Below are 22,435 nucleotides of genomic sequence, written 5' to 3' on the forward strand. Positions count from 1 at the left end.
CTGCCAAACGGTTGTCGTGCACAACCGTAACCTCAACATTGCCGGCAAAAGCACGACCTTGGAATTTGGCCACGAGGGCGTGCTCTACCGCCAGTCGTTCATCATGTACGACAAGCAAACCGACACCAAGTGGAATCATTCCACGGGCCTCGCCATGTTCGGCAAACTCACCGGCATGCGGCTGGAAATTTTGCCGAGCTGGGTGGTGCGTTGGGAGCAATGGAAGGCCATGCATCCGACGACGAAAGTCCTGGCGCGCGAAGGGCGCGGCGGCTTCATGGGCACCTACGTCGCGGATCGCAATTTTGCTGAGTTCGGCCTCAGCGTCGGTCAGGGACCCCAGGCCAAGCTCTATCCGTACGATCTGCTGGCCAAACGGGAGGTGGTCAACGACACGGTCGCGCCGCACGCGCTGGTCGTCACCTTCGACCCCGCGCACAAGCAAGCCATGGCGTTTTCACGCAAGCTTGGCGCGCAAGACTTAAGCTTCGAGCCCGGCAAAGAACCCAATCCGCGCAGTCTGATCATGCGCGACCGTGAGACCTCCAGCCTCTGGGATCGCCTGAGCGGCAAAGCCGTCGAGGGGAAAATGAAAGGCAAGAGCCTGCAACCCTTGATTGCCGTTCCCTGGCTAAAAGAACGCTGGCGGCAGATCTATCCAGAAGGAATTGTCTACAAATAGCGCTCGTAGAATTGTAGAGTAGCGTCTGCGCCGCGTGCCGGGCGCTAACCCGACCCACATGAATCACATTTGCCGCGATTGTTCGTAGGTTGGGTTAGCGGAGCGTAAGCCAACTCACCTCTCCGCCTCACTCCGACCCAACGCCCTCGAAATCGCGCACTTCCCCGCCCCAACTTCGTGATAGATTCCCGCCTCAACAAACCGACCGAAACTAGCCAGATAGTGCGCCGACCCTGGCATTTGACCACGGGTCAGTAGCCCCCCCGGGCTGAACGCGCGCGCCAAATGCCGATCTTCACTCGGCGTCGCCGTCGGCGTTAAAAGTTACCTTGCGCAGCAGCATGTTCTTATCGCTCAATATTTCGATGTCGACGCTCGGACGCTCGCGCTCGGCGTTGACCGTGACCAAAGCGTAATTGAACACTTCGTTGTTGAAGTACTCGAAGCGCTTTGCCGTGCCCGAGGCTTTGCCCATTGGCGCACCCAACGGTCCGGTGATGATCTCCCGCAGCACTGGGGCACCCGGCACTCTCACAACCGCCGCATAGTGCACATCGGCTGTCAGAAATATCACGCCGCGAATCGGCTTTTTCTTGATTGCCGCCAACACTTCGTCGCGATCCGCAGGGTAGCCGCCCCACTTGTCCGCGGAAGGACTGGAAAACGGCACCGAGGTGCAGACAAACTTGAACCGCGCATCCGAGCTGGCAAGCCCATCAAGAAACCACCGCATCTGTCGCGGTCCAAGAATCGCCCCGGCCGCCTCGTCACGGTACTGCCGCGTGTCGAGGACAAACAATTCCGCCGCACTGCCCCAACGAAGCGAACGGTACAGGCGGTCGGGATCGGTGGGGTCCTGCCGCACCGGCCAATATTCCATGAAGGCGCGGCGTCCGAGCGGCGCCAAAGGATGCGCCGCGCGATAATTATCAGAAACTTCGTGATCGTCCCAAGCGACCACCAGGCTCGCCTCGGCCAGCAAGCGCTGCGTCGGCGCGTCCTTGCGGTTGATCACGTACTTATTGCGAAACTGCTCCAGCTGGCGCGCCACACCCTCACGGTCTGCATAGATCGTGTCGCCAAGGTGCATGAAGAAATCCGGCTGTTTGTTGCGGATCGCATCCATGATCGAGAACGGCTGAAAATTCTGCCGCGTATCGCCGCTAAACGCGAAGCGCACATTGGCCGGCTGATCGGCGCGCGGCGCGGTCACGAAGCGCGCAATCGGCCCCGGCCTGCGATTCTCCACCAGCGCGCGATAATAGTAGGTTGTTCGCGCATCGAGCCCCTGCAGCACCACTTTTCCCGTGAAGTCCGCGGCAGTTAAAAGTTTAGCAGGCGCCGATCTCTGCGCATTTGCGAGCGCTGGATCTTTACCATACTCGATAACCCCCGCGCCTTCGCGCTCACCGCGCAACCAGATCACCGCACCGTCGGCCGCAACGTCCCCGGCCGCACAAGGCAGCGACAACCCCGTGTCTTGCAGCGGCTCTGCCGCAGCCACTTTAGACGGCGCGAGCCATGGCGGCATGGCGGCGCTCGCCGCGGCTGCGCCGGCCATCGCTAGAAACCTACGTCGGCTAACGCGTCGTCTTCGCAACATGGATCGTCCTTAGAAATACACCTAGACTCGCCTAGCCCATTGCAAACACCTCACCCAACGCCTCCAACTGCTCGGCGTAACGGCACACAGGATTCAAAATCAGGTGATTCACACCGGTCACGGCGAGCTCTTCTATTTTGGCGCGGACTTGTTCCGGCGCGCCGCAAAATCCCGACGTATCGGCGCCCTTGGGGTTGCGATAGACAATGGTAAACCAGTGTTCCAGCTCAGCGCGCGCAATGTCGGCGCGTTCGTGCACGGAGAGAAAAACGCGCTTCGATATCGGAAATGTTGCCGGATCCCGTCCGGCCCGCCGCAGCTCCTGTTTCAAAAGCGAAATGTCTCGCTTGAATGACTCGACGCTGCCGCCGCCGGCGCCCATCCAGCCGTCGCCGATAGTCGCGGCGCGCCGGATGGCGTCCGGGTGAGTGCCGCCGAGCCATATCGGCGGGCGCGGCTGCTGCACAGGCTTGACGCCGAGCTTCGCGCCCTTGAGTTGAAAGATACTGCCGTTGAAATTGGCTTCAGGCTCGGTCCAGAGCTGTCTGATCAGCTCGACGCTCTCGCGAAACCGCGCCACGCGCCGTTCACGGGGAACTTGAAATTCCTCATAGTGGCTATCGCGTCCCAAGCCAGCGCCAAGAATCGCCCGCCCACCGCTCAAGTAATCCAAAGTCGCCATCTGGTGCGCCACATGCACGGGATGGTGCAGCGGCAGCACGATTACCGATACCCCCAGGCGAATCCTGGTCGTGACAGCGGCCGCGTAGGTCAGCGCCACCACCGAGTCGAGGCAAAACACGTGGTCGAGGGTATTCTCCGTCACCCACAGGTCGCTGAAGCCGAGTTCTTCAGCACGTTGCGCCACCCGGCGCACCGCAGCGGCATTGATTGGGTCCGGAGACCGGTGTGGCAAAGCGAAGCCGAGGGATATGGTGTCGTTGAGAGCCATCGTTCGAAAAACAAAGTCAAAATCCTCTTGTTGTTCTTGTTACGGGAGTGTTGCTGTCGTGGATTACGGGAATTCTCGGACTCGGTAGCGGCTCTCTTCAACGATAACAATCGCGCCTCTGCTCAGCTCTCCTTCACAGTCGGCAATCACTGCGGAAAGCCGCTGAATGACAAAAGCCAAGCGAGTGTTTCGCAGGCGAAAAAGAATGACCCCAGTCTTTTGGCCTTTCGAAAATGCCACGATCTCGCCGAAATCTAGATCGTAGGTTACGACCACACGAGATTCGGCAACCGCCTTTTCGCAAATCCCACCGTTAGGTAACTTTTGCAGGCCTTCGTCGCGCAAGTGTGTTGCATCATGACCTTGCGAGTTGAGCCAAGTGTATGAGCCTCACATCCATGCACATGTCGATTAGGAACCGCACCGGGAAAATCTAACGGAAATGAATTTCTTCCTGCGTCAGCCAAGCGGCCTCTTGTCCGATTTTCATCTAAAGATACATCATTGCCAGTACGTAGCCAAACAAGCAACATAAGGGTGGCGCAACGAGGCATCTAGCCGCACGTCTCAACTTATCGGCGATAAGTGGTTACGCGCCAGAACGTCCGTTCTTATGGAAGTACCGTCGGCGATTATTCCGACACAAACAAACCTCGTCATCAATCCCTTGCATCCGGAAGGGTGGCGAGCCAGTGGAAGTAGTAGGTTTCGCCGGTGTCTGGATCGCCGGCGGCTTGGGCTTTCTTGATCTCTTCGCCGAGCATTGTGGACCATTCCGGCCAGACGAACAGACCCTTTTCGTGCAGCGTTAGCACCATGGCGAATGCGTGGGCTTCCCAGGGTGCGCGGAAGACCGGCCCGGTGGCGTCGCGTGGAATGCCTGGCACAGGTTCCGCGGCGGGGCCGCTTCGGATTCAATCAGGCACTCGGATGTTCAAACACAAGACAGTTTGGAATCGGTTTAACTCATGAAACAGAAATATTGACGCGCCCGTTTCGTAGGCTACTTTTATTGACGGGTCGCCTGTCGCGAACGCGCTGTACGTGACCAGAGGCGGCCTTTGCGGTATTTGCTAATAACCGTAATGCCCTGTTTACCGACTCTGTATCCGGAAAAATATTCGTCAAGTCTGGCTCAATCAAAACGAGGTTGCTTCCCGCTCATCTTAGTCGGAGTGATCGGGGTCGGGGAAAGTGATCGCCAAGGGATCTGAAAAACCGTTGATGCTTTTTCAAATGAGACGCCGTGTTTCCGGAAATTTGTCTTGGCCTTTTTAGCGTCCCAATATACCCCGGTCAGGTTGGCATGCCCATCATTTTCCAAAATCCTCAGTCTTAAGCTCAATCGGTTTCCCATGCGGCGTGCGGTGCATAGCGCGCTCCCAGGCGTCAAAATGCTCTTTGAGCGCTTGGGATGAGGTTGCGCCTTTTTCCGCGACCATGCGTTCGAGGGTGGCGAGCCAGTGGAAGTAGTAGGTTTCGCCGGTGTCGGGGTCGCCGGCGGCTTGGGCTTTCTTGATCTCTTCGCCAAGCATGGCGGACCACTCGGGCCAGGCGAATAATCCTTTTTCGTGCAGCGTTAGCGCCATGGCGAAGGCGTGGGCTTCCCAGGGCGCGTGGAAGACCGGGCCGGTGGCGTCGCGGGGAATGCCTGGCACAGATTCGGCAGCGCGCCGGGCGGCTTCGGGTTCGATCAATGGTTCAGACATGTTCAAGATAAGGTTCAAATGCTTCAATCGAAACTTTCAACGTTGGGTCGGCATCCAACCCCCAGATTTCTTGCGAGTCGAATTTCACCGTGTAGAGCCACTGAGGATCGTCGCCTTTGCCCGACGCTACTGAGTCAGGAAACGCGTGGGTACCGTGGATGCGCTCGACCACCCCGACGTGGCCGCGGGCGTAGCGCGGCAGGCGCGTGTGGGTCTGCGGGTGAATATTTTTGGTCCGGACGCGGTCGCCGATCTTGAACTGCGCCGGCCCTTGGGCCGGTCGATAAAACGAGCCGCGCTTGGTGACCTTATCGATGTCGGCGATTGCGAACGGGCCGCGAGTTCGATTTTTCGCCGGACGCAGGGCGTGACCGGCCTCGACTTCGTCGGCGTCTATCAATCCCTTCTCGATGAGCAGGTTTTGATTGCGCACGAACCACTTCTCGTAATAAGGGCGGCTCAAATAAAAACTCGGCGCCATCATTTCAATGGCGTAGCGGCTGGTGTCGATGGTCCAGGCACGAAAAACACCGATGGCGCGGCTCATCGCCAGCACGCGCCCTTCCCAGCGATGATGAAAAACCGGCTCGTTGGGCTCGGGCTGGACTTTGCCGAACCCGTCCATGCCGCCCATGTCGTGTACGCCGTCCATCACTTCACCTCGCTCGGATTTTTCGCCAGCCGGGCGCCAATCATGCTGTCGCGAGTTACCAGTTTGGCGAGCCGTTCCTCGCTCCAACCTTCGGTGCCAGCGGGCCGCATCGGCACGACCATGTAACGGGTCTCCGCCGTCGAATCCCAAACCCGAATCTCTGTCTGGGCCGGCAGCGTCACTCCGAAATCCGCCAGCACTCCACGCGGATCTTTCACCACGCGCGAGCGGTAAGGAAACGACTTGTACCAGGCCGGCGGCAAGCCAAGCACGTCGGTCGGATAACAGGAGCAAAGCGTGCAAACGATTATGTTGTGCTGCTGCGGCGTGTTCTCAACGGCGACCAAATGTTCGCCAACGCGCCCCACCTGCTCAGCAATCGTCGCCGCCGCCTTGCTGGCGTCTTCCAACAATGCCTTGCGAAACCCGTCATCGACCCACGCCTTGGCAACGACCTGCGCGCCGATGTGCGGCCCAATTTTGGTCTCGTAGAGCTCGACGATGCGGTCGAGGGCCGCAGTCTCAATGTAGCCCTTCTCGACAAGAATCGTCTCGAGCGCGCGCACCCGGAGGTCCATCTCGGTCAGCGTCGAGCCTTCATTGTGATCGTGATCATGTGTTTCCATAGGTGAAATATAGCTAAGGAGAGCCGCTTCCTGCAATCAGTAATTGATGGGTATCGCTGCGCTCAACCCATCCTACACTTGTATGAATCAGTGAAACACACTGCCGCCATCGACGACAATCGCCTGGCCGGTCATGAAATCGCTGTCGGAGGAGCAGAGAAACACTAGAGTTCCCATCAAGTCCTCCGGCGTTTGCAGCCGTTTGATGGAGCGCTCCTTGAGCTGCAGCTCGGTCAGCGCTTTGGGCGCGTTTTGGCCTTCGTGTTCGACCAGGCCGGGAGCGATGGCGTTGACGCAAATGCCGAACTCGCCGACTTCGCGGGCCAGCGAACGGGTCATGCCGATCAGCGCGGCTTTCGATGCAACATAATGCAAGAAATTCGGCGTGCCCCAGTAAGCCGTCGATGACGAGATGTTGATGATCTTGCCGCTCTTCTGCTCTTTCATTTGCGGAAATACCGCCTTAGCGCAGAGAAACGGGCCTTTGATGTTGACCGCCGAAACTTTGTCCCACTCCTCGGCGCTGATCTCGTAGAAGGGATGGCGATGGATGGCGATAAAAATCGCGGCGTTGTTGACTAGGATATCAATGCGGCCAAACGCTTTGACAGCTTCGGTCGCCATGCGGTTGGTGTCAGTTTCACTCGACACGTCAACTTTGAGCGCCAGCGCTTTGCCGCCCTTGGCGCGAATCTCGTTGGCCACCGGCTCGCCGTCGAGCACGTCGGCGATCACGATTGCCGCCCCCTCTTCTGCCAAACGCCGGCAATACGCTGCGCCGATATGGCGCGCACCGCCGGTGACGATGGCGACTCGCCCCGCCAGTCTCATACCAGCCCCTTCAGATGCTCGCGAAAATCCACCGGCTTCCACCATGGCTTCATGCCGAGCGATTCGGCGATAACTTTAGCGGCGTTGTAGCCCGGCGCGCCGGTGATGTTGCCGCCGGGGTGGCAAGACGAACCGCACAGGAACAGGCCGTCAATCGGTGTCTTGTACTGGCCCCAGCCACGGAACGGACGATTTTCCAGCGCTTGATCGCCGCTGTATTCGCCGACCATCCAATCGCCGCAGTACATGTTCTTGTCGTGACGCTCGATGTCAAGCGGCGTGGTCGAGTCGGTGGAGAGAATATTATTGTCATCTAGGTTAGGCGCGAACTTCTGCCAGATGGCAAGCTGCTTTTTGAACCAATCGTCGCGCGCCTTGTCCCAATTCAACGGGTTGCCCCAAAGATTGTAGGTCATGAGCTGCCACATGAACGCCGTCGCTTTGCCCGGCGGCGCCTGGGTTGGATCGTGAAACGACGGCGTCGCGCCGTTCATAAACGGCTTGCGCGGCAATTGGCCGGTGCGGCAGTCTTCGAACAGATTCACCAGATCCTGATATTCCTCTAACCCGACGATATGCATGAATGAACCCGCGACCTCGGGATGTTTTTCTTCGGTGATGTATTTGGGCCGTTCGTTCAACGCCAGATTGACCGCGAAGATCGGCGTCGTTTTTGAAAACCGGAAATTGCTCGCCAGCTCGGCAAACTTGTTATCGAGATTCTCCCTGCCGACGAGCTTGATGAAAGTCTCCACCGGATTGACGTTGGACGCGACGAACTTGCGCGCGTTGATCACCGTGCCGTCTTCCAGCACCACCGCGGTGGCTTGCCCTTTGTCGACGAGAATTCTTTCGACGCCGTTGGCCTCGATATAGTCGACATGATTGTGCGACATCATGTGCGCAAGATTGTCGCCGAGCGCGTGCGACGTGCCGCGGCAGAGCTGCGGATTGACGCCCCAGGCGATCATCGCAGGGATCAAGTAGCCGGTCTTCGGCGCGTCTAATTCGTAGCCGCGCATGACACCGAGAAAACCGATAAAAGCACGGACGCGCGGATGTTCGAAGTGTTTCAATACAAATTCTTCCGGGGTGGTCTCGAAGTATTTCAAATACTCGCGGCCCTCCGGTGTCTTCTCCAGCAGCGGCTTTTTCTCTTCGAAGGGCAGCGGCACAGCGTAGGTCTCGGTGAAGACGATCTTCTGCACCACCGGCTGCCAGCGCGTCCAGATATCGATAAAGGACGCGGCGTCTTTCTTCGAGAGGCACTCGATGGTCTCGACGGTCTTCTTCACGTCGGCAAACCAGCCGAGATAGGTCTTGTCGAGAAAGTGATGCACCACGCCCGGATCGGGCCGATAGTAGTGAATGCCGAAGTTCTCCAGCTCCAAATCTTTGTACCACGGCAGCATCATCAAACCGCGGTGAAAAACGGAATGAATGTTGTGCCAAAAGCCGGGATAGTTGCGGTCCTCGTGGGAGTCGAGCCCACCGCCCACTTCCATGTTCTTCTCGACGACCATGATCTTGAGGCCGCACTTGGCCAGGTAGCCAGCGCAGATCATGCCGTTGTGGCCGGCGCCGATGATTACGCCGTCGTATTCTAGGAGTTTTGCCATAACAGTCTCGATGATCGAATCAGGTTTTTGTCATACCGGTCCCTCGATTTAGCTCAGGGTAAACATGGCCGGTATCCATCATGCAAGTTTGCGCTTCGAACGTGGATGCCGGCCTGCGCCGGCATGACGGACTGCTGAAAATGCTGTTGTTGAAACACCTCACAACCCCAAATCCTGTCTCATCACCTTCCAACAATTGTATCCCGAGCCGGCGATGACCGCGTCGGCGGGATGCATCGATACGCCAACCTGGTACAAGCCCTTGATCGGCGTGCGGTAGTCTGAAATCTGCTCGATGGGCCGCATCGCGCCCATTTGCTCGGGAACTTTTCTTGCGCCCCAGACCGAGCCGCGGCGCATGCTCGGCCAGCGGCCCGCCATGTAGAACGGCTCCATGGCGACCTTCATGGTGATGTTTTCGTCAGTCAGATTGGTCGCGTAGCGACGCCAAATTTTCAGCACCGATTCCATGAATCCGTTCTTGAGCTTCACCCAATCTTCTGGCTTTTTGCCTTTCAATTGAAACGGCACCGGTAAATAAACCGACGCCGCATGCTTCCCGGTCGGCGCCTGCAACGAATCGAATGCCGTCGGACAGATCGCATGCAAACAGGCATGCGCGGGAAACTCACCCGCGCGAATTTCTTGCCACATCGCCTCGATATCCGCCGGCTTCTCTGGTCCGATATTGACGTTCATCGCCTGGCCGACGGCAGGATCATTGGCCTCATGCAGCGCGTAGCGCACCGGTGCCTTGAGCGCGAGGTGCACTTGAAAATAGGAAAACTCATCGAGCTGAATGTCTTTCACTCGCTCGTAAAACGTCCGCGGCAAATAATCTTCGCCGACCATGTCGACGAGTGTCGTGTATGGGTCCGAGTTAGAAACGACCGCCAACCGCGCCTTCCATTCGCGCCCGTCGCGCAGCCTCACGCCGACAGCCTTGCCATTGTCGTCGACAAGAATCTTCTCGACGTGATGCACGGCGCGAATCTGCCCGCCGCTGTGCACGTAGGCGCGCTGTAACACTTGGGCGATCGAATGCGATCCGCCGCGCGCCAGCTCAGGCTTTTCGTCGCCGGCAATCATTTTTAAGACTTCGATGCCGCCGCCACGGTAATCGACCCCAACGCCGCGCGGGATCGCCATCTGCGACAGCACCAGCGTCTTCACCGCGTTGTTCTCGAACAACACATCGACAACTTGGCGCGGCGTCAACTGCCACAAACGGCGAAACTCCTTGCCGTCTGGCTCGCCGTCCAGCTTTTGCAAGAACGCCGCGCCCTCAGCCGGCAACTGGTAGTAGAACGGAATTAAGTATTCACGGATGAGCCTGTGAAAGCGATCATGAGTCTGAGGCCAGGTCGCAGCGTCTTTGGATGAGAACTTTTGGATGCCGGCGACGGTGCCATCCAACGATTGGTGACGCGAAATCGACCGTCCATCCGTAAGCAGCAGCGAACTCACCACCGGCGGTGAAACAAAATCGGCGTGGTGGCCATTTTCCCATTGTAACTCTTTCCACGGCGGCGAGACTTCCCGGTTGTCCTGAAAGTAAGCGAGGGTGTTGTGCCAATAGCCCGGCAGCGTGATCTCTTCACTGGCCAGCCGCCCGCCGTTTTCCAGACGCGACTCGCAGATAACGGTTTTTAGTCCCGCCTTGCCAAGATAGGTGCCAAGGGCAAAGTTATTTTGCCCGGCACCGATGAGAATCACATCCCATGCGCTATCGACCATTGGAACTCTCCAACCAGAGAGGAGTAAGGAGTTTCCGATCCGAGTCTCCTCACTCCTCACTTATTACTCATTACTGCAAGAACATCTTCCTGTACTCCGCCATTTTCTCCTTGAGCTCGCCGCGCCCCATATTGAGCATTTCCACCAGCTCAATCTTATCTGCGTCCACAAGCGGCGGATAGATCCCCTTGCGGGTGACGAACTCGCCCAGCCCAGCCATGATTTTCAAACTTTCCTCACCAAGAAAATAATCGACAAAGGCCCGGGCCGCATTGGGATGCTGCGGCTTGGCGGATATGGCGAGCGACTGGCCGTCGCCCATGAATTTGCCCAAACGAACATAATCGAGCGGCACACCCTTCTTGCCGTAGAAAATCACGTTCTTCAGAAACGCGACGCCGATCGCCGCCTCGCCGGTGGTGATGCGCTCGCCGGCGGGTGTCAACGACTCCACCAACAATGGCCTCGAAGCAGCAAGGTCGCGAATGAACCTATCCGCCTTTTCTTGACCCAAGATCTTGTGCAAACTTGCCAGCCACTGCGCGGTGGTCACATGCTGGCTCGGATCGGGGAAAACCACTTTGCCCTTGTATTGCGGCTTGACCAAGTCCTCCAAAGACTTCGGCGCCTCCGCCAGTTTCATCACGCTGGTGTTGTAAACCAGGCCGATGACGCTGTTGCGATAGCTGGGGTAACCGAGAACCGGATTGATGACTTCTTTTGGAAAGGCCCGGGCCGACGGCGAGTCGTATTTGCCCAGAAAGCCGTCGGCGGCGATCAATTGCAACGTCACGTCGGTCGTTATAACCACGTCGAAATTGGCCTTGCCGGCGCGCGACTCCGTGGCGATACGGTCGGTAACTTTGTTCGATGCCGAACGCCAGTAATCGACGTCAATCCCATGGCGCTTTTTCAAAGCGGCAGCGATCAGATCCATGGTCTCGTTTTCCAACGAACCGTAAACGATCACCTTCCCGCCCTCTTTTTTGGCGGCCTCAAGCAGCTTGGCGTCCTGCGCCCAACCCAAGCTCGCCCCTAAAAACAAAGAAATGATGAACGTAAACTTAAACATCTAATCCCCTTTCTTGCGACCTTCATATGATTCTAATATCGAAAAGCACAGGCGAAGTCTATGTTTGTCACCGCGACACCCTTTTGCTACGATTTGAATTCACATGACGCCCAGCCAAGAAAAGCTCAAGAAAATCCGCGACGAGCTGCGCCAGCAATTTCTCGAACGCGCTGACCTGATCGACGGCGCGCTGGCAGCCCTCCTATCGTCGAATCATATCCTGATCATCGGTCCGCCGGGCACCGCCAAGTCGATGCTCGCCGACGAGCTGTGCCGGCGCATCGAAGGGGCGAATTATTTTCAATGGCTGCTGACCCGCTTTACCACGCCAGAAGAAATCTTCGGCGCCGTCAGCTTGAAAGCACTGGAGCAGGACGACTACCGCCGCGTCACCAGCCGCAAGCTGCCCGAGGCGCACATCGCGTTTCTGGATGAAATCTTCAAAGCCAATTCGTCGATCCTGAACGCGATCTTGACGCTGATCAACGAGCGGCTGTTTCACAACGGCAAGGAAATCGTGAAAGTGCCGCTGCTCACGCTTTTTGGTGCGAGCAATGAGCTGCCGGAAGAAGAAGAGCTAACCGCGCTCTACGATCGTTTCCTCGTTCGCTTTGTCGTCGGTTACATCAGCGAAGACTACCGTTTTCTGCGCATGCTCGAATCGCAAAAAGCGCCGGAGCGGACGATCCTGACTCTGGACGAGCTCACCGAACTGCAGGCAAGCGTGCGCGCCGTGATGATCCCGCCTCATGTTAACCGCAGCATCGCCGACATTCGGCGCGAGCTGAATAAAAAAAATATCCAAGCCTCTGACCGCCGCTACCGCCAATCGCTGGCCCTCCTCCAGGCCCATGCCTTTCTCGAAGGCGCGACTGAAGTCCAGGAAAAGAGTCTGTTCTTTTTGGAGCATGTGCTGTGGCGCGATCCTGCCGAGCACGAGCCGGTGCGCAACACCATTCGCGAACAGCTTTTGGGCTACGAAGAAGAGATCGCCGAGCTGCTCTATGAATCGCGCGAGATCCGCGATTCGGCGTTGCAACCGGGAAGGACCAGCGACGAGCGCGCCCGCGCATTGATCGAGTACCACACCAAACTTCGCAACATCATGGCCAAGGTCGATCAAATCGCCGAGCGCGCCGAGCGCATGGGCCGACCGCTCGATAAAGTGAAGTCCGTGCGCAACGAGATCGAAGAGATGCAGAAGGAGATGCTTGAACAGTTTTGAGGCGCGAGGCGCGGGATTCGGAACACGAAACAAATGGATAATGGAGAATTGATAATGAAGGAGACTCGGAGTTTTCAAACCCCCAAATTATCCATTATCAACTATCCATTATCCATTCCCTTCTATGCCGCCCAAACCGCGTAAGAAACCGCCCACGAAACGCGTCTTCGCGCCGCTGCCGAAGAACACCTTCTGGATTGAGAACGACCCCTACGATCGCCGTGTGTGGGAGCAACTCCGCGCCGACTCGCCGTCGCTGCGTGAGTTGGAAGAAAAAGGCAGCATGTTTTTGCCCCACTTCGGCTCGCTGCTGCAGGATATTTTTTCGCTCTTGTTCAAATACAACATCAACTACTTTCCAGACCAGCAAGTCCTGCCGAGCGCGCTGCTCAATCAGAAATTTCTCCGCGGCGTTCATCAAGGCGGCCAGTACCCGATGCTGCGCGAGCAAACTTTATTGAATGAGGCGCACGCCGGCCTATCGACCTTGATTCTCGGCGATCGCTTGCTCGCTCTCGTGCGCGAGCAAAAGTTTTTGAACCAGCGCGATCTGCGCGATCTCTGGGATATTCAAAAGCAAGAAGAAATCGTCGGCGAAAAGATGGAAGAGTACGACGCCGCCGACACGATCCCGGAAGACGAGTTATCGGAAGAAGGCAAAAAAGCGCTGCAAAAAGCCAAGGGAAAAATGGCCGGTGAAGTGCAAGGCGCCGAGGCGCTTTTGCGCCACAAGACCGCGCAGTTGAAAGAAGACCTAAAACAGATCGAGGGCCAGGCGAGCCAGCGTTTGCAAGCCGAAGCGATCAAAGTCGCGCAGCAGCTCGAAGACGCCACCGAAGAAGCCGAAACCTGGGGCAACACCATCGGCACGGGGCAAAAGTCACCGCCGGGACAGCAGCTGGAATTGGGTCGCCGCCTGGCCGGCAACGAGAAGCTCAAAAAACTCGCCAAGATGGTCGGGCGCATGAAATTTCACGCTCTGGCGCTGCGCAAAAAAGTCTTCGAGCGCTCCAGCGAAGAACTATTGGAAGTCGAGCAAGGCGACGCCCTGCACAGACTATTGCCGCATGAAATGCTCTCGCTGCATCATCCCGTCCTGCGCAAAGATTTCTACCGGCGCTTTTTGGACCAAGAGCTGATTCAATACTCACTGCGCGGCGTTGAGGAAAAAGGCAAAGGACCGATGGTGGTCTGCCTCGACGGCAGCTCCTCCATGTCCGGCGATAAAGAGATCTGGTCCAAAGCCGTCGCGCTCACGCTATTGGAAATCGCCCGCAAACAGCGCCGCCGCTTTCGCTCGATCTGTTTTTCGTCGGCGGAAACACCGCTGCAAGTCTTGGAGATGAACCCGCGCGACCGCTACGAGGTCGAAACCAAAACCATTATGGATTTGGCCGAGTACTTTCCTGGCGGCGGCACAGATTTTCAAAAACCGCTGGACGCGGCTTTAGAGTGCTTGCAGCAATCGCAGTTCAAAAAAGGCGACATCATTTTCATCACCGACGGGGAATGCCAGGTGAGCCCGGAATGGGCCGAGAACTTTCGCGAGCAAAAAGAAAAACTCGGCTTCTCACTATTTTCGATCCTCATCGACATGGGCCCCGCGCAGCTCGGCACGCTGAAAGAGTTCAGCGACCGTATCACGACGATCAAACAGCTCACCGGCGACGAGGCCAAAGATATCTTCGTGTCGTTTTGAGCTCGCCGGTCACGTGCGGCAGCGCAGCAGCTAAGCAGATGCTTCGCTTCGCTCAGCATGACAACCCTGCAGAGTAATGTGCCTACGCTGTGGGGTGAGAGTACAACCCCGATAACAAACAGATTATTTTCTTCGGTTTAAGGTTAGTTGTTCATTCCTTAATCACATACGCTTCCAACGCCGGCTTGTAGGACCGCGGCAGCCAATAGGGCCGGCGCATATTGCCCGGCCCCGGCGCCGGGCGCGTCTTCAGCATCCACTTCTTATAAACCTCGTGCGATTTGTTGGTGTCGACGAAGACGTCGCCGTATTTGTCGTCCGGCCCCGGTTTGGTGACGCGGACCTTTTGATGCCAGCAGTGCTGGCCGCTGACGAAGTCGGGCTGCACCGGGAACGTCAAGTTTTGGTGCACGCCGCCGTCCTGCCAGAAAATCCGGCCCGAGTCGGGGTCGTCGCTTTTGAACGGCGCGATACCGTGGATGGTCCGCATCATCCACTGCCCTTCGCCGACTCTCTTGATATCGACCAGCGCGGTCGACCAGCGCTCGCCGCCTTGATCTTCGGCCAAACGCCAACGGCCGAGATGGTGCGAGCAGGCGATCACGCCGGGCTTGATGCCTTCGGTCACCCAGACTTTGTCGACGAAGTAGCCGATCTCGGTGTGCACTTTCAAGAGATCGCCGGTTTTGACGTCGAAGTTCTGCGCGTCTTTGGGACTGAGCCAGAGCGGATTACGGTGTGAAATCTCATAAAGCCACTTGGCGTTGCCCGAGCGCGTGTGAATCAACGTCGGCAAACGGAAGGTCGGCAGCAGTAGCATTTCGCCGGCGTTCAAGTCGATATTGTCGGCGTGCACGTGGCTCTTGATGTAGCCGGGAATTGCATGCTCCGGCCATTTCCAGTCTTTCAGAGTTTTTGAATAGAACTCCAACTTGCGCGACGGCGTCGGGAAGCCGGCGCGGGGCTGGCCGTCAATCTCTACGCCTAGCGCTGCGCCATTTTTTGCAATGATCTTGCTTTTCGGGTCGGTCGTCGCGCCATCGAGATCCGCCGGCTTCACGGCGCTTAGATGGACCGCGTAGACATTGTCCTCAATCAGAAACGCACCATACTTGCGCATGTATTCGAGCGGCGTCAGGCCTTGTTTGGATGCCGCGGCCGGCAAACCCGGCACACTGTTCTCGAACATCCAACGATAATAATCGTCGACGGTCATCTTCTTGCCGGGCTCGAAGGGCGACTCGAAATATCTGCGTATGCCGAGCGAACCGTCGGGATCGACACGCCAGGAAAGCTCGATCCAGAACTCGTCTTCCTCCCATACTTGGCCGATGCCGGCGGCTTCGTGCGCCTCCCACGTTGTCGAAAATTTCTTGCCTTGCTTTTCCAGCGCCACCCGCAACACCGGCTGGCGAAAGCCAATCCAACGCGCTGCTTGGGTTTCCTGACTCATGACGTCGTGGCGCTCCGAGCCATGGCCCATGGGCAGCACGTAATCGGCGTACCACGCCGTCTCGCTCCAGGTCGGCGTCAAACAGGCGTGGCGCTCGACTTTGCTCTCGTCGGTGAGCATCTCGATCCAGCTCATGCCGTCGGGATTGGTCCACACCGGGTTGTAGACGCGGGTGAAATACATCGCCAGCTTGCCGCGCCCTTCTTTGACAAAGTGCGGCAGCAAAAAGCTCATCTCGAAGAACGCCAGGGGAAACTCTTTCGGAATGAGCATCTCATTCCAAACCTTGGAGGGCGGCGGCATCAGCGGTGGCGCTGGGATGAATTTATTGAATGCATTGGGCGCCGTGCCGCCGAGGGTGCCGACGGCGCCGACCAGCACCGAAAGAAACTGCAGCGCGCGCGCCACCTGCCAGCCACCGAGATTGCCGGCGGCGGTATTGCGCCAGACGTGGCTGGAAAGAGCCGTGCCCGCCTTGGCGATCTCATGGGCGACTTCGACAATCACCTTTGGATCGATGCCGGCTTCTTTGGCTGCGAATTCTGGCGTGTAGCTGGCATATTGCTGTTTGAGGATTTCGATGAACGATTCGAAGCTGTGCGCTTTGTCGGCATGCTCTTCGCGCAGGTACTCTTCCCAGTTGACCCACTGGCGCACGAATTCGCGGTCGAAGAGATTTTCCTGCAAGAGAATATTGCACATCGCCAGCAAGAGCGCCGCTTCACTGCCCGGCCAGGCGGAAATCCAATAGTCGGCCTTGGACGCCGTATTCGACAAGCGCGTGTCGATGACGCAGATTTTCGCGCCGCGCTCTTTGCCCTCGATAATCCGCTGCGCGTGGGGATTGAAGTAATGGCCGGTCTCCAAATGGGAGCTCAGCAGCAGCATGAAGCGTGCATTGGCGTGATCCGGCGACGGCCGGTCGATGCCGGACCAGAAAGCATAGCCGGCACGCGCGCCCGCGGAGCAAACGTTAGTATGACTGTTGTGGCCGTCGATGCCCCAGGAGTGCAGTATCCTTTGATGATAGAGTAGCTCATGGCCCGGCCGGCCGACGTGATACATGATTTCGTTGCGCCGATCTTCCTGCAGCGCCTTGCGCACCCGCCCGGCGATATCGTCGAGCACTTCGTCCCACGAAACCCGCTCCCATTTGCCTTCGCCGCGCTTGCCGACGCGCTTTAACGGATAGCGAATGCGCTCGGGATCGGTCACTTGGTTCAGCGTCGCCGGTCCCTTGGCGCAGTTGCGGCCGCGGCTGCCAGGATGTTCCGGGTTGCCCTCGAAGCGGCGAATCTTGTTGGTGTCTTTTTCAATCACTGCCACCAGACCGCAGGCCGCTTCACAATTAAAACAGATCGTCGGCACGATGCGGCAATGTTTTTCCACCTTGCGCGGCCACTGCGCCGTGTCGTATTCGACCCAATCGTCCCATTTTTCCACCGACGGATAGTTGGCAAGACCATTGGGTTCCAGTCGCAAAGCGTCGGGGTTTAACGGCGTACGGGCTTCACTCATAAATCTATGATCCTCAAAGGAACCTGCTTCGACAGGCTCAGCATGAATGGTATTCGCTTCATTGCTCCGTTTGTCCTGAGCTTGTCGAAGGACTCCGAAGCGATTTTACTCTAGCTCAGCGGCAGCGCCTGCCCGGCCTTGATCCAAAGATGCTCGTAGTACCACAGGCCAAAGAGCACCAAGGCTGCAGCAACAATGTTTGGAATCAACGAATTGATCGGCGCCAAGACCAGGGCGATCGGAATCACAATGCCCACGCCGATCGCCAGCAGCCAAAACTGTTTGGCCAGCGAACCGCGCGCCAGCAGCGCGCCGGCGCGGATGGCGTCTTCGGCGCCATGCTTCATGAATAGCTCGCCCATGATCATCGCCAAGCTCGCCAGCAGTGCGATAATCAGGAAATGGCTGAGCGAAATGAACAGCGTCAAACTCGCACCGAGGGTGCCGAGGAGAATCATGGTCGCCGCGCCGGCGGCGATCGCTTGAATGATCAAATGCCAAAACAGCAGCGGGCTCTGCCAAAAATCCCGCCCGCGCGCTTGAGCGAACAAAAACGCCGAATACCCAGCGGACGCGATCGCAAACAGCGCCGCCGGCCAAGTGATCCAGCGCGACACGGTGCCTTGAAGAAACATCTGCGTTAACCATGCCGCCAATAGCGCACCGAAGATCGCCAACACATAGCCGCCCAACACCAGCCATGAATTCAGATTTGGCTTGGTCAACAGAAAGAAAAACCGCCCGGGCTTTTTCAGATCGAAGATCAGCAAGAGCACGGTCGCGATCAAAAAGACCAGCGAGACGATGGGATTGATCAAGCTCAAGATCGCGGCGTCCTGCTCGTAGCCCATGTTGAGAAAAAGCACCGACAGCAATAACACCCCCGCGGCAATCGACTTGGTCCAGAGATAAGACGCGACGCGCTTGCCCCAGGGCACGATGTGCGGCACGTCGTAGACTTCGCGCGCCGCGCCCGGCGTCGGCCGCTCTTTGCTCTGCAAGCTGAGGGCGTAAAGATCTTCGCCGGGGTCTTTGTCGGCCCAGAAGTGCGCCGCCTGGGGCTCCATCATCGACGGGTTCAACAGATCGCCATCGGCGCCGGCGTAAAACAATTTCGGCTTGGTCCCTTTCTCGGCTTTGCGCACACTGACCTTTTCCATGGCGATGCGCTTGCTGATCGTGCTGGTGGGGTCGTCGAGGTCGCCGGAGAGAATCGCTTGGGTCGGGCAAACCACTTCGCAGGCCGGCTTGTAGCCCATGTCGACGCGCGAGGCGTCGAAGTTGCACTTGGCCGCCGTGTTGCGGTCGGGATCGATATAAAGCGCGTCGTAGGGACAGGCCTGCATGCAGGATTTACAGCCGATGCAGCGCTCGCTATCGAAATCGACGATGCCGTCGGGGCGACGAAACAAAGCCACGGTCGGACAAATCTCGACGCACGGCGCGTCGTCGCAATGATTGCAGCGCAAGACGGCGAAGTGGCGCCGCGTGTCGGGATAGTGGCCCTTCTCGATGTACTTGACCCAAGTGCGGTTTACGCCGAGCGCGATATTGTGTTCTTCCTTGCACGCCACCGTGCAAGCGTGGCAGCCGATGCAGCGATTTTGATCGATGAGGAATCCGTAGCGCATTCCATACCTTTCTGATCGGAAAACTTTACAGCGAAAAAAGAAATTTTCGATTCTCTAGCAGGAAGTGCGCGGCAGGGTCAATGAAAACTCCGAAAGTTTCTGACAAGCTTGAGCGCCCCCAACGGGCCGTATCGAAGGGTTAACGCGCGGTCGCGCGCGTCGCACACCAGGCAAGCATTTCCATCTGCGCCATGGTCTCCACCGTCGATCCGGCGCGCGACACCGTGCGCTCGGCGTGGTGGGCAGGCTGCCCCAACGCCATCAGCACCGACACCGCAAACATCGCGGTACGCCCGACACCGCCGGCACAATGAATTAATACTGACTGACCGCCGTGCAGACGGGAGGCGACATCGCGCACCATAGTCCAAAAGGCGTCCTTATCAACGGGAATGCCACCCTCGCGAATCTCCATTCCCAACATGGAACAAGGCACGGTGCCTGCCTCGATGGCATCGGCGTAGGCGGAAGACTTCTGGCGGATTTCAAAGTGCTCGTTCAAGCAAACGATGGCGCCGACTTCGTCTTCTCGCACTTGGTGCCAAACCCGATCAAGCGCCTCGAAGCGGCCGGGCATACTGTGCAGTAAAAGTTTTCCCGGGACCTGTGCGGGCATCTCGACACGACGAAACATCTAGGCAACTCTCCTGAAAGTCATCCTCTTAGCAATACGCAAAGATCGACCAACAGACAAGGACGCTATCGCTTTCGTCGCTCGTGCTCGTAAGTCGCAACTCGCACCGACACTCCCCAATACGAGCACGAGCAACGAGCACGAACCACGATCCCTGCTCACACAATCCCAACAATCCCCGCCAACGCCCCCACCGCCAAGAGCCAGAGCGGATTCCACGGCTTCCACAACACGAACGCAACCGTTGCCAGTGACAACAGATAGCCGCGCCACTCGTGATTGACGGCGCGCAACAAGATGGTTGCGCTGGCGAGCATCAAACCGAGCGTGATCGGCGTCAGCCCATTGCGCAGCGCCTGGAAGATGCGCGCTTTCGGATAACGCTCGTTGAAATGCACGATCACCATCGTCAGCGTGCAGGCCGGAATCAACAGCGGAATCGTCGTTGCGGCCGCGCCCGCCAAACCGGCCAGGTGCCAGCCAATCAGCGTTGTGTACATGACGTTGGGTCCCGGCGCGGCCTGCGCCAATGTGTAGAGCTCGGCAAACTCGCGATTGGTCAGATAGTGATGCACGTCGACGACGTAGCGATGAATGTCCGGCAAAACTGTGGACGGCCCGCCGACCGCGATAAACCAGAGCAGCAACAGATGAAAGAAAAGCCCGACCAAATCGACCTGCATCACTTCGCCTCCCGCCATGCCGCGATCACGCCCAACGGCGCTAAACCGAGAATCACCCAAAACAACGGCCAGCGCAGCACTCCGACGCCGACGAAGGCCGCCACCGCAAGAAGCCACGGGCGCCAGCGCCGCGGCAAAACCATTGCAAGCTTGATCACGGTGGCGAGCAGCAAGCCCGGCGCAACCTTCGACATGCCCGAGAGCGCCTGCGAGACAAACGGCAGCGAGCCGTAGCGATGGTAGAGATAGCCCATGCCGATCACCACCAAGCAAGGCCAACCGAGATAGCCAATGACCGACGCCGCCGCGCCGCGCCAACCGCCAAAGCGGTAGCCGACCATCACGGTGAGATTCAGGACGTTCGGCCCAGGCAAAAGTTGGCCGAGAGTGAGCAGCTCGACAAATTCTTTGTCGGTTATCCACTTGCGTTGATCGACTAACGCTCGGCGCGTCCAGTAGATGGCGCCGCCAAAGGCGGACAGCGTGATCTGTGAAAAGGTGATGAATAGCGCCAGCGGCGCGACCCGCTGCCGCGATGAGCTGGACGAATTGATTGGCTCCATGATTTCTTGATTACCCTACACACGCAGATTTGTCGCGTCGACCGCACCCCGCGTCAGAATTTTGACTCGCTTTATTCTGTTTCCTTTTAACTTGTTGCTGCCAAGCCCACGCCGATCTGCTATCATGCTGCGAATTGTTCGGAGCGAAGGAGACAGAGTCATGGCCGATGCCGTCAAAACGGAGCTTGAAACATTCATGCAAGGAGTGCAGCAGCGCAACCCCGGTGAAGTCGAATTTCACCAGGCGGTGCGTGAGGTAACGGAATCGTTGATATCCTTTGTCCTGGAAAACAAGAAATATCGCGACGCGAGTATTCTCGAACGCATCACCGAACCGGAGCGCATCATCATCTACCGCGTCAACTGGGAGGACGACCGGGGACACATCCAAACCAACCGCGCCTGGCGCATCCAATTCAACAGCGCCATCGGTCCATACAAAGGCGGCCTGCGCTTTCATCCGAGCGTCAATCAGTCGGTGCTCAAGTTCCTGGGCTTCGAGCAGATTTTCAAAAACTCTCTGACGGGGTTGCCGATGGGCGGTGCCAAGGGCGGCTCCAACTTCGACCCGAAAGGCAAAAGCGATCGCGAAGTCATGCGCTTTTGCCAGTCGATGATGAACGAGCTTTTCCGTCACATCGGCGAAGATACCGACGTCCCAGCTGGCGATATCGGCGTCGGCGGGCGCGAGGTTGGCTTTCTCTTCGGCCAGTTCAAGCGGCTCGCCAATCGATTCACTGGGACGTTTACCGGCAAGGGGCTCGCCTACGGCGGCAGCTTGATCCGCACCGAAGCCACCGGCTACGGCTGCGTTTATTTCTGCGAGAACATGTTGAACCACAAAGGCGATTCGTTGAAAGGCAAAACCTGCGCCGTCTCCGGCTCCGGTAACGTGGCGATCTATTGCGTCGAGAAAGCGCTTCAATCCGGCGCCAAGGTGCTCACCATGAGCGACTCCAATGGGACCATCTACGATAAGGACGGCATCGACGCCGACAAGCTGGCGTTCATCAAAGACTTGAAAGAAGTGCGCCGCGGCCGCATCTCGGAGTACACTGACAAATACCAATCGGCACAGTACCTCGCTAACCAGCGGCCCTGGTCAGTGAAATGCGACGCCGCGTTTCCCTGCGCCACGCAAAATGAAATCAATCTCGACGACGCCAGGGCGCTGGCGCAGAACGGCGTCAAAGTCGTCGTCGAAGGCGCCAACATGCCGACCGAATTGACCGCTGTTCATCTATTGCAGGAAAGCGGCGTCCTATTCGGCCCCGCCAAAGCCGCCAACGCCGGCGGCGTCGCGGTCTCAGGCTTGGAACAAAGCCAAAACTCACTGCGCCTCAGCTGGTCCCGCGAAGAAGTCGACGAGCGCCTGAAGAACATCATGCGCAACATCCACAATAAATGCTTACAGTACGGCGCCGGCGCCAACGGCCAAGTCAACTACGTTGCCGGCGCCAACATCGGCGGCTTTGTAAAAGTCGCCGACGCCATGCTAGCGCAGGGGCTGGTGTAAGGAGATGCGAATTCGGACTTTATGATTCAC

The 22,435-nt window shown here is 57.9% G+C and carries 21 protein-coding genes and 1 pseudogene; 5 read left to right on the forward strand and 17 right to left on the reverse strand.

From position 1 onward, the window contains the following. Positions 1 to 16: 16 nt before the first annotated feature. Positions 17 to 682 carry a DUF3179 domain-containing protein gene (locus tag FJ145_16560; protein ID MBM4263030.1) on the forward strand — a complete coding sequence of 222 codons (666 nt, stop codon included), beginning with the start codon at positions 17 to 19 and terminating at the stop codon, positions 680 to 682. 295 nt (positions 683 to 977) lie between these two features. Here FJ145_16560 and FJ145_16565 read toward each other — a convergent pair whose 3' ends face one another. The 3 genes from FJ145_16565 to FJ145_16575 all read right to left on the reverse strand — a co-directional run bounded on the left by FJ145_16565 (position 978) and on the right by FJ145_16575 (position 3,582). Continuing rightward, on the reverse strand, positions 978 to 2,285 hold the full coding sequence (locus tag FJ145_16565; protein ID MBM4263031.1) for a twin-arginine translocation signal domain-containing protein: 1,308 nt from the start codon (positions 2,283 to 2,285) through the stop codon (positions 978 to 980). Positions 2,286 to 2,316: 31 nt separating this feature from the next. Then, a complete protein-coding gene (locus tag FJ145_16570; GenBank protein ID MBM4263032.1) occupies positions 2,317 to 3,237 on the reverse strand; it encodes an LLM class flavin-dependent oxidoreductase in 921 nt (306 codons plus the stop codon). 63 nt (positions 3,238 to 3,300) lie between these two features. After that, entirely contained in the window at positions 3,301 to 3,582 is a 282-nt protein-coding gene (locus FJ145_16575) for a hypothetical protein (GenBank protein MBM4263033.1), read from the reverse strand. Positions 3,583 to 3,811: 229 nt separating this feature from the next. On the opposite strand from FJ145_16575, the gene FJ145_16580 reads away from it, so the two are divergent. After that, positions 3,812 to 3,985 carry an RES domain-containing protein gene (locus FJ145_16580; GenBank protein MBM4263034.1) on the forward strand — a complete coding sequence of 58 codons (174 nt, stop codon included), beginning with the start codon at positions 3,812 to 3,814 and terminating at the stop codon, positions 3,983 to 3,985. Here the strand turns inward: FJ145_16580 and FJ145_16585 are convergent. From FJ145_16585 to FJ145_16625, 9 genes and pseudogenes are all read right to left on the reverse strand, one after another. After that, on the reverse strand, positions 3,897 to 4,151 hold the full coding sequence (locus tag FJ145_16585; protein ID MBM4263035.1) for a nitrile hydratase accessory protein: 255 nt from the start codon (positions 4,149 to 4,151) through the stop codon (positions 3,897 to 3,899). The genes FJ145_16580 and FJ145_16585 overlap by 89 nt on opposite strands. 252 nt (positions 4,152 to 4,403) lie before the next feature. Beyond that, positions 4,404 to 4,594, reverse strand: a pseudogene (locus FJ145_16590) (BrnT family toxin). Then, on the reverse strand, positions 4,551 to 4,946 hold the full coding sequence (locus tag FJ145_16595) for a nitrile hydratase accessory protein (protein MBM4263036.1): 396 nt from the start codon (positions 4,944 to 4,946) through the stop codon (positions 4,551 to 4,553). Before FJ145_16595 ends, FJ145_16590 begins: the two are co-directional and overlap by 44 nt. Beyond that, positions 4,939 to 5,598 (reverse strand): nitrile hydratase subunit beta, encoded by a 660-nt coding sequence (gene nthB, locus FJ145_16600; GenBank protein MBM4263037.1) that lies wholly within the window; start codon positions 5,596 to 5,598, stop codon positions 4,939 to 4,941. The genes FJ145_16595 and nthB overlap by 8 nt, the downstream gene beginning before the upstream one ends. After that, positions 5,598 to 6,224, reverse strand: coding sequence for a nitrile hydratase subunit alpha (nthA, locus tag FJ145_16605; GenBank protein ID MBM4263038.1), 627 nt, complete (start codon positions 6,222 to 6,224; stop codon positions 5,598 to 5,600). Before nthA ends, nthB begins: the two co-directional genes overlap by 1 nt. An 87-nt stretch (positions 6,225 to 6,311) precedes the next feature. Continuing rightward, the gene (locus FJ145_16610; GenBank protein MBM4263039.1) at positions 6,312 to 7,055 is read right to left on the reverse strand and encodes a 3-oxoacyl-ACP reductase FabG; all 744 of its coding nucleotides are present in this window, start codon (positions 7,053 to 7,055) and stop codon (positions 6,312 to 6,314) included. Continuing rightward, positions 7,052 to 8,674 (reverse strand): NAD(P)/FAD-dependent oxidoreductase, encoded by a 1,623-nt coding sequence (locus FJ145_16615; GenBank protein ID MBM4263040.1) that lies wholly within the window; start codon positions 8,672 to 8,674, stop codon positions 7,052 to 7,054. The genes FJ145_16610 and FJ145_16615 overlap by 4 nt, the downstream gene beginning before the upstream one ends. 159 nt (positions 8,675 to 8,833) lie before the next feature. Continuing rightward, positions 8,834 to 10,411, reverse strand: a complete 1,578-nt coding sequence (locus FJ145_16620; GenBank protein ID MBM4263041.1) for an NAD(P)/FAD-dependent oxidoreductase — start codon at positions 10,409 to 10,411, stop codon at positions 8,834 to 8,836. A gap of 70 nt (positions 10,412 to 10,481) precedes the next feature. After that, positions 10,482 to 11,483, reverse strand: coding sequence for an extracellular solute-binding protein (locus tag FJ145_16625; GenBank protein ID MBM4263042.1), 1,002 nt, complete (start codon positions 11,481 to 11,483; stop codon positions 10,482 to 10,484). Positions 11,484 to 11,586: 103 nt separating this feature from the next. Here FJ145_16625 and FJ145_16630 point away from each other — a divergent pair, with 103 nt between their 5' ends. Further along, the gene (locus FJ145_16630; GenBank protein MBM4263043.1) at positions 11,587 to 12,708 is read left to right on the forward strand and encodes an AAA family ATPase; all 1,122 of its coding nucleotides are present in this window, start codon (positions 11,587 to 11,589) and stop codon (positions 12,706 to 12,708) included. Between the two features lie 124 nt (positions 12,709 to 12,832). Further along, on the forward strand, positions 12,833 to 14,407 hold the full coding sequence (locus FJ145_16635) for a VWA domain-containing protein (protein MBM4263044.1): 1,575 nt from the start codon (positions 12,833 to 12,835) through the stop codon (positions 14,405 to 14,407). Positions 14,408 to 14,558: 151 nt separating this feature from the next. Here the strand turns inward: FJ145_16635 and FJ145_16640 are convergent, their stop codons facing one another. The 5 genes from FJ145_16640 to FJ145_16660 form a co-directional block, all read right to left on the reverse strand. After that, positions 14,559 to 17,378, reverse strand: coding sequence for a formate dehydrogenase (locus FJ145_16640; protein ID MBM4263045.1), 2,820 nt, complete (start codon positions 17,376 to 17,378; stop codon positions 14,559 to 14,561). 110 nt (positions 17,379 to 17,488) lie between these two features. After that, positions 17,489 to 19,009, reverse strand: a complete 1,521-nt coding sequence (locus FJ145_16645; GenBank protein ID MBM4263046.1) for a 4Fe-4S dicluster domain-containing protein — start codon at positions 19,007 to 19,009, stop codon at positions 17,489 to 17,491. A gap of 139 nt (positions 19,010 to 19,148) precedes the next feature. After that, positions 19,149 to 19,643, reverse strand: a complete 495-nt coding sequence (locus FJ145_16650) for a phosphatase (protein MBM4263047.1) — start codon at positions 19,641 to 19,643, stop codon at positions 19,149 to 19,151. A 158-nt stretch (positions 19,644 to 19,801) separates the two neighbouring features. Then, entirely contained in the window at positions 19,802 to 20,344 is a 543-nt protein-coding gene (locus tag FJ145_16655; GenBank protein ID MBM4263048.1) for a chromate transporter, read from the reverse strand. Then, positions 20,326 to 20,889: a chromate transporter gene (locus FJ145_16660; protein MBM4263049.1), complete on the reverse strand. Its 564-nt coding sequence runs from the start codon at positions 20,887 to 20,889 to the stop codon at positions 20,326 to 20,328. The genes FJ145_16655 and FJ145_16660 overlap by 19 nt, the downstream gene beginning before the upstream one ends. A gap of 160 nt (positions 20,890 to 21,049) precedes the next feature. Here FJ145_16660 and FJ145_16665 point away from each other — a divergent pair, with 160 nt between their 5' ends. Next, positions 21,050 to 22,405 carry an NADP-specific glutamate dehydrogenase gene (locus FJ145_16665; GenBank protein MBM4263050.1) on the forward strand — a complete coding sequence of 452 codons (1,356 nt, stop codon included), beginning with the start codon at positions 21,050 to 21,052 and terminating at the stop codon, positions 22,403 to 22,405. Positions 22,406 to 22,435 lie beyond the last annotated feature (30 nt).

The sequence above is a fragment of the Deltaproteobacteria bacterium genome, from assembly GCA_016874755.1.
In the GTDB taxonomy this organism is placed as follows: Bacteria; Desulfobacterota; Binatia; order UBA9968; family UBA9968; genus DP-20.

What these genes read in the sequence shown, in the direction of transcription:
- FJ145_16565 (MBM4263031.1), bottom strand. Translation starts at nt 2,285, where the DNA reads ATGTTGCGAAGACGACGCGTTAGCCGACGTAGGTTTCTAGCGATGGCC.
- FJ145_16635 (MBM4263044.1), top strand. Translation starts at nt 12,833, where the DNA reads ATGCCGCCCAAACCGCGTAAGAAACCGCCCACGAAACGCGTCTTCGCG.
- FJ145_16645 (MBM4263046.1), bottom strand. Translation starts at nt 19,009, where the DNA reads ATGCGCTACGGATTCCTCATCGATCAAAATCGCTGCATCGGCTGCCAC.
- FJ145_16630 (MBM4263043.1), top strand. Translation starts at nt 11,587, where the DNA reads ATGACGCCCAGCCAAGAAAAGCTCAAGAAAATCCGCGACGAGCTGCGC.
- FJ145_16625 (MBM4263042.1), bottom strand. Translation starts at nt 11,483, where the DNA reads ATGTTTAAGTTTACGTTCATCATTTCTTTGTTTTTAGGGGCGAGCTTG.
- FJ145_16615 (MBM4263040.1), bottom strand. Translation starts at nt 8,674, where the DNA reads ATGGCAAAACTCCTAGAATACGACGGCGTAATCATCGGCGCCGGCCAC.
- FJ145_16610 (MBM4263039.1), bottom strand. Translation starts at nt 7,055, where the DNA reads ATGAGACTGGCGGGGCGAGTCGCCATCGTCACCGGCGGTGCGCGCCAT.
- FJ145_16665 (MBM4263050.1), top strand. Translation starts at nt 21,050, where the DNA reads ATGGCCGATGCCGTCAAAACGGAGCTTGAAACATTCATGCAAGGAGTG.
- nthB (MBM4263037.1), bottom strand. Translation starts at nt 5,598, where the DNA reads ATGGACGGCGTACACGACATGGGCGGCATGGACGGGTTCGGCAAAGTC.
- FJ145_16595 (MBM4263036.1), bottom strand. Translation starts at nt 4,946, where the DNA reads ATGTCTGAACCATTGATCGAACCCGAAGCCGCCCGGCGCGCTGCCGAA.
- FJ145_16660 (MBM4263049.1), bottom strand. Translation starts at nt 20,889, where the DNA reads ATGGAGCCAATCAATTCGTCCAGCTCATCGCGGCAGCGGGTCGCGCCG.
- FJ145_16655 (MBM4263048.1), bottom strand. Translation starts at nt 20,344, where the DNA reads ATGGCGGGAGGCGAAGTGATGCAGGTCGATTTGGTCGGGCTTTTCTTT.
- FJ145_16620 (MBM4263041.1), bottom strand. Translation starts at nt 10,411, where the DNA reads ATGGTCGATAGCGCATGGGATGTGATTCTCATCGGTGCCGGGCAAAAT.
- FJ145_16650 (MBM4263047.1), bottom strand. Translation starts at nt 19,643, where the DNA reads ATGTTTCGTCGTGTCGAGATGCCCGCACAGGTCCCGGGAAAACTTTTA.
- FJ145_16640 (MBM4263045.1), bottom strand. Translation starts at nt 17,378, where the DNA reads ATGAGTGAAGCCCGTACGCCGTTAAACCCCGACGCTTTGCGACTGGAA.
- nthA (MBM4263038.1), bottom strand. Translation starts at nt 6,224, where the DNA reads ATGGAAACACATGATCACGATCACAATGAAGGCTCGACGCTGACCGAG.
- FJ145_16570 (MBM4263032.1), bottom strand. Translation starts at nt 3,237, where the DNA reads ATGGCTCTCAACGACACCATATCCCTCGGCTTCGCTTTGCCACACCGG.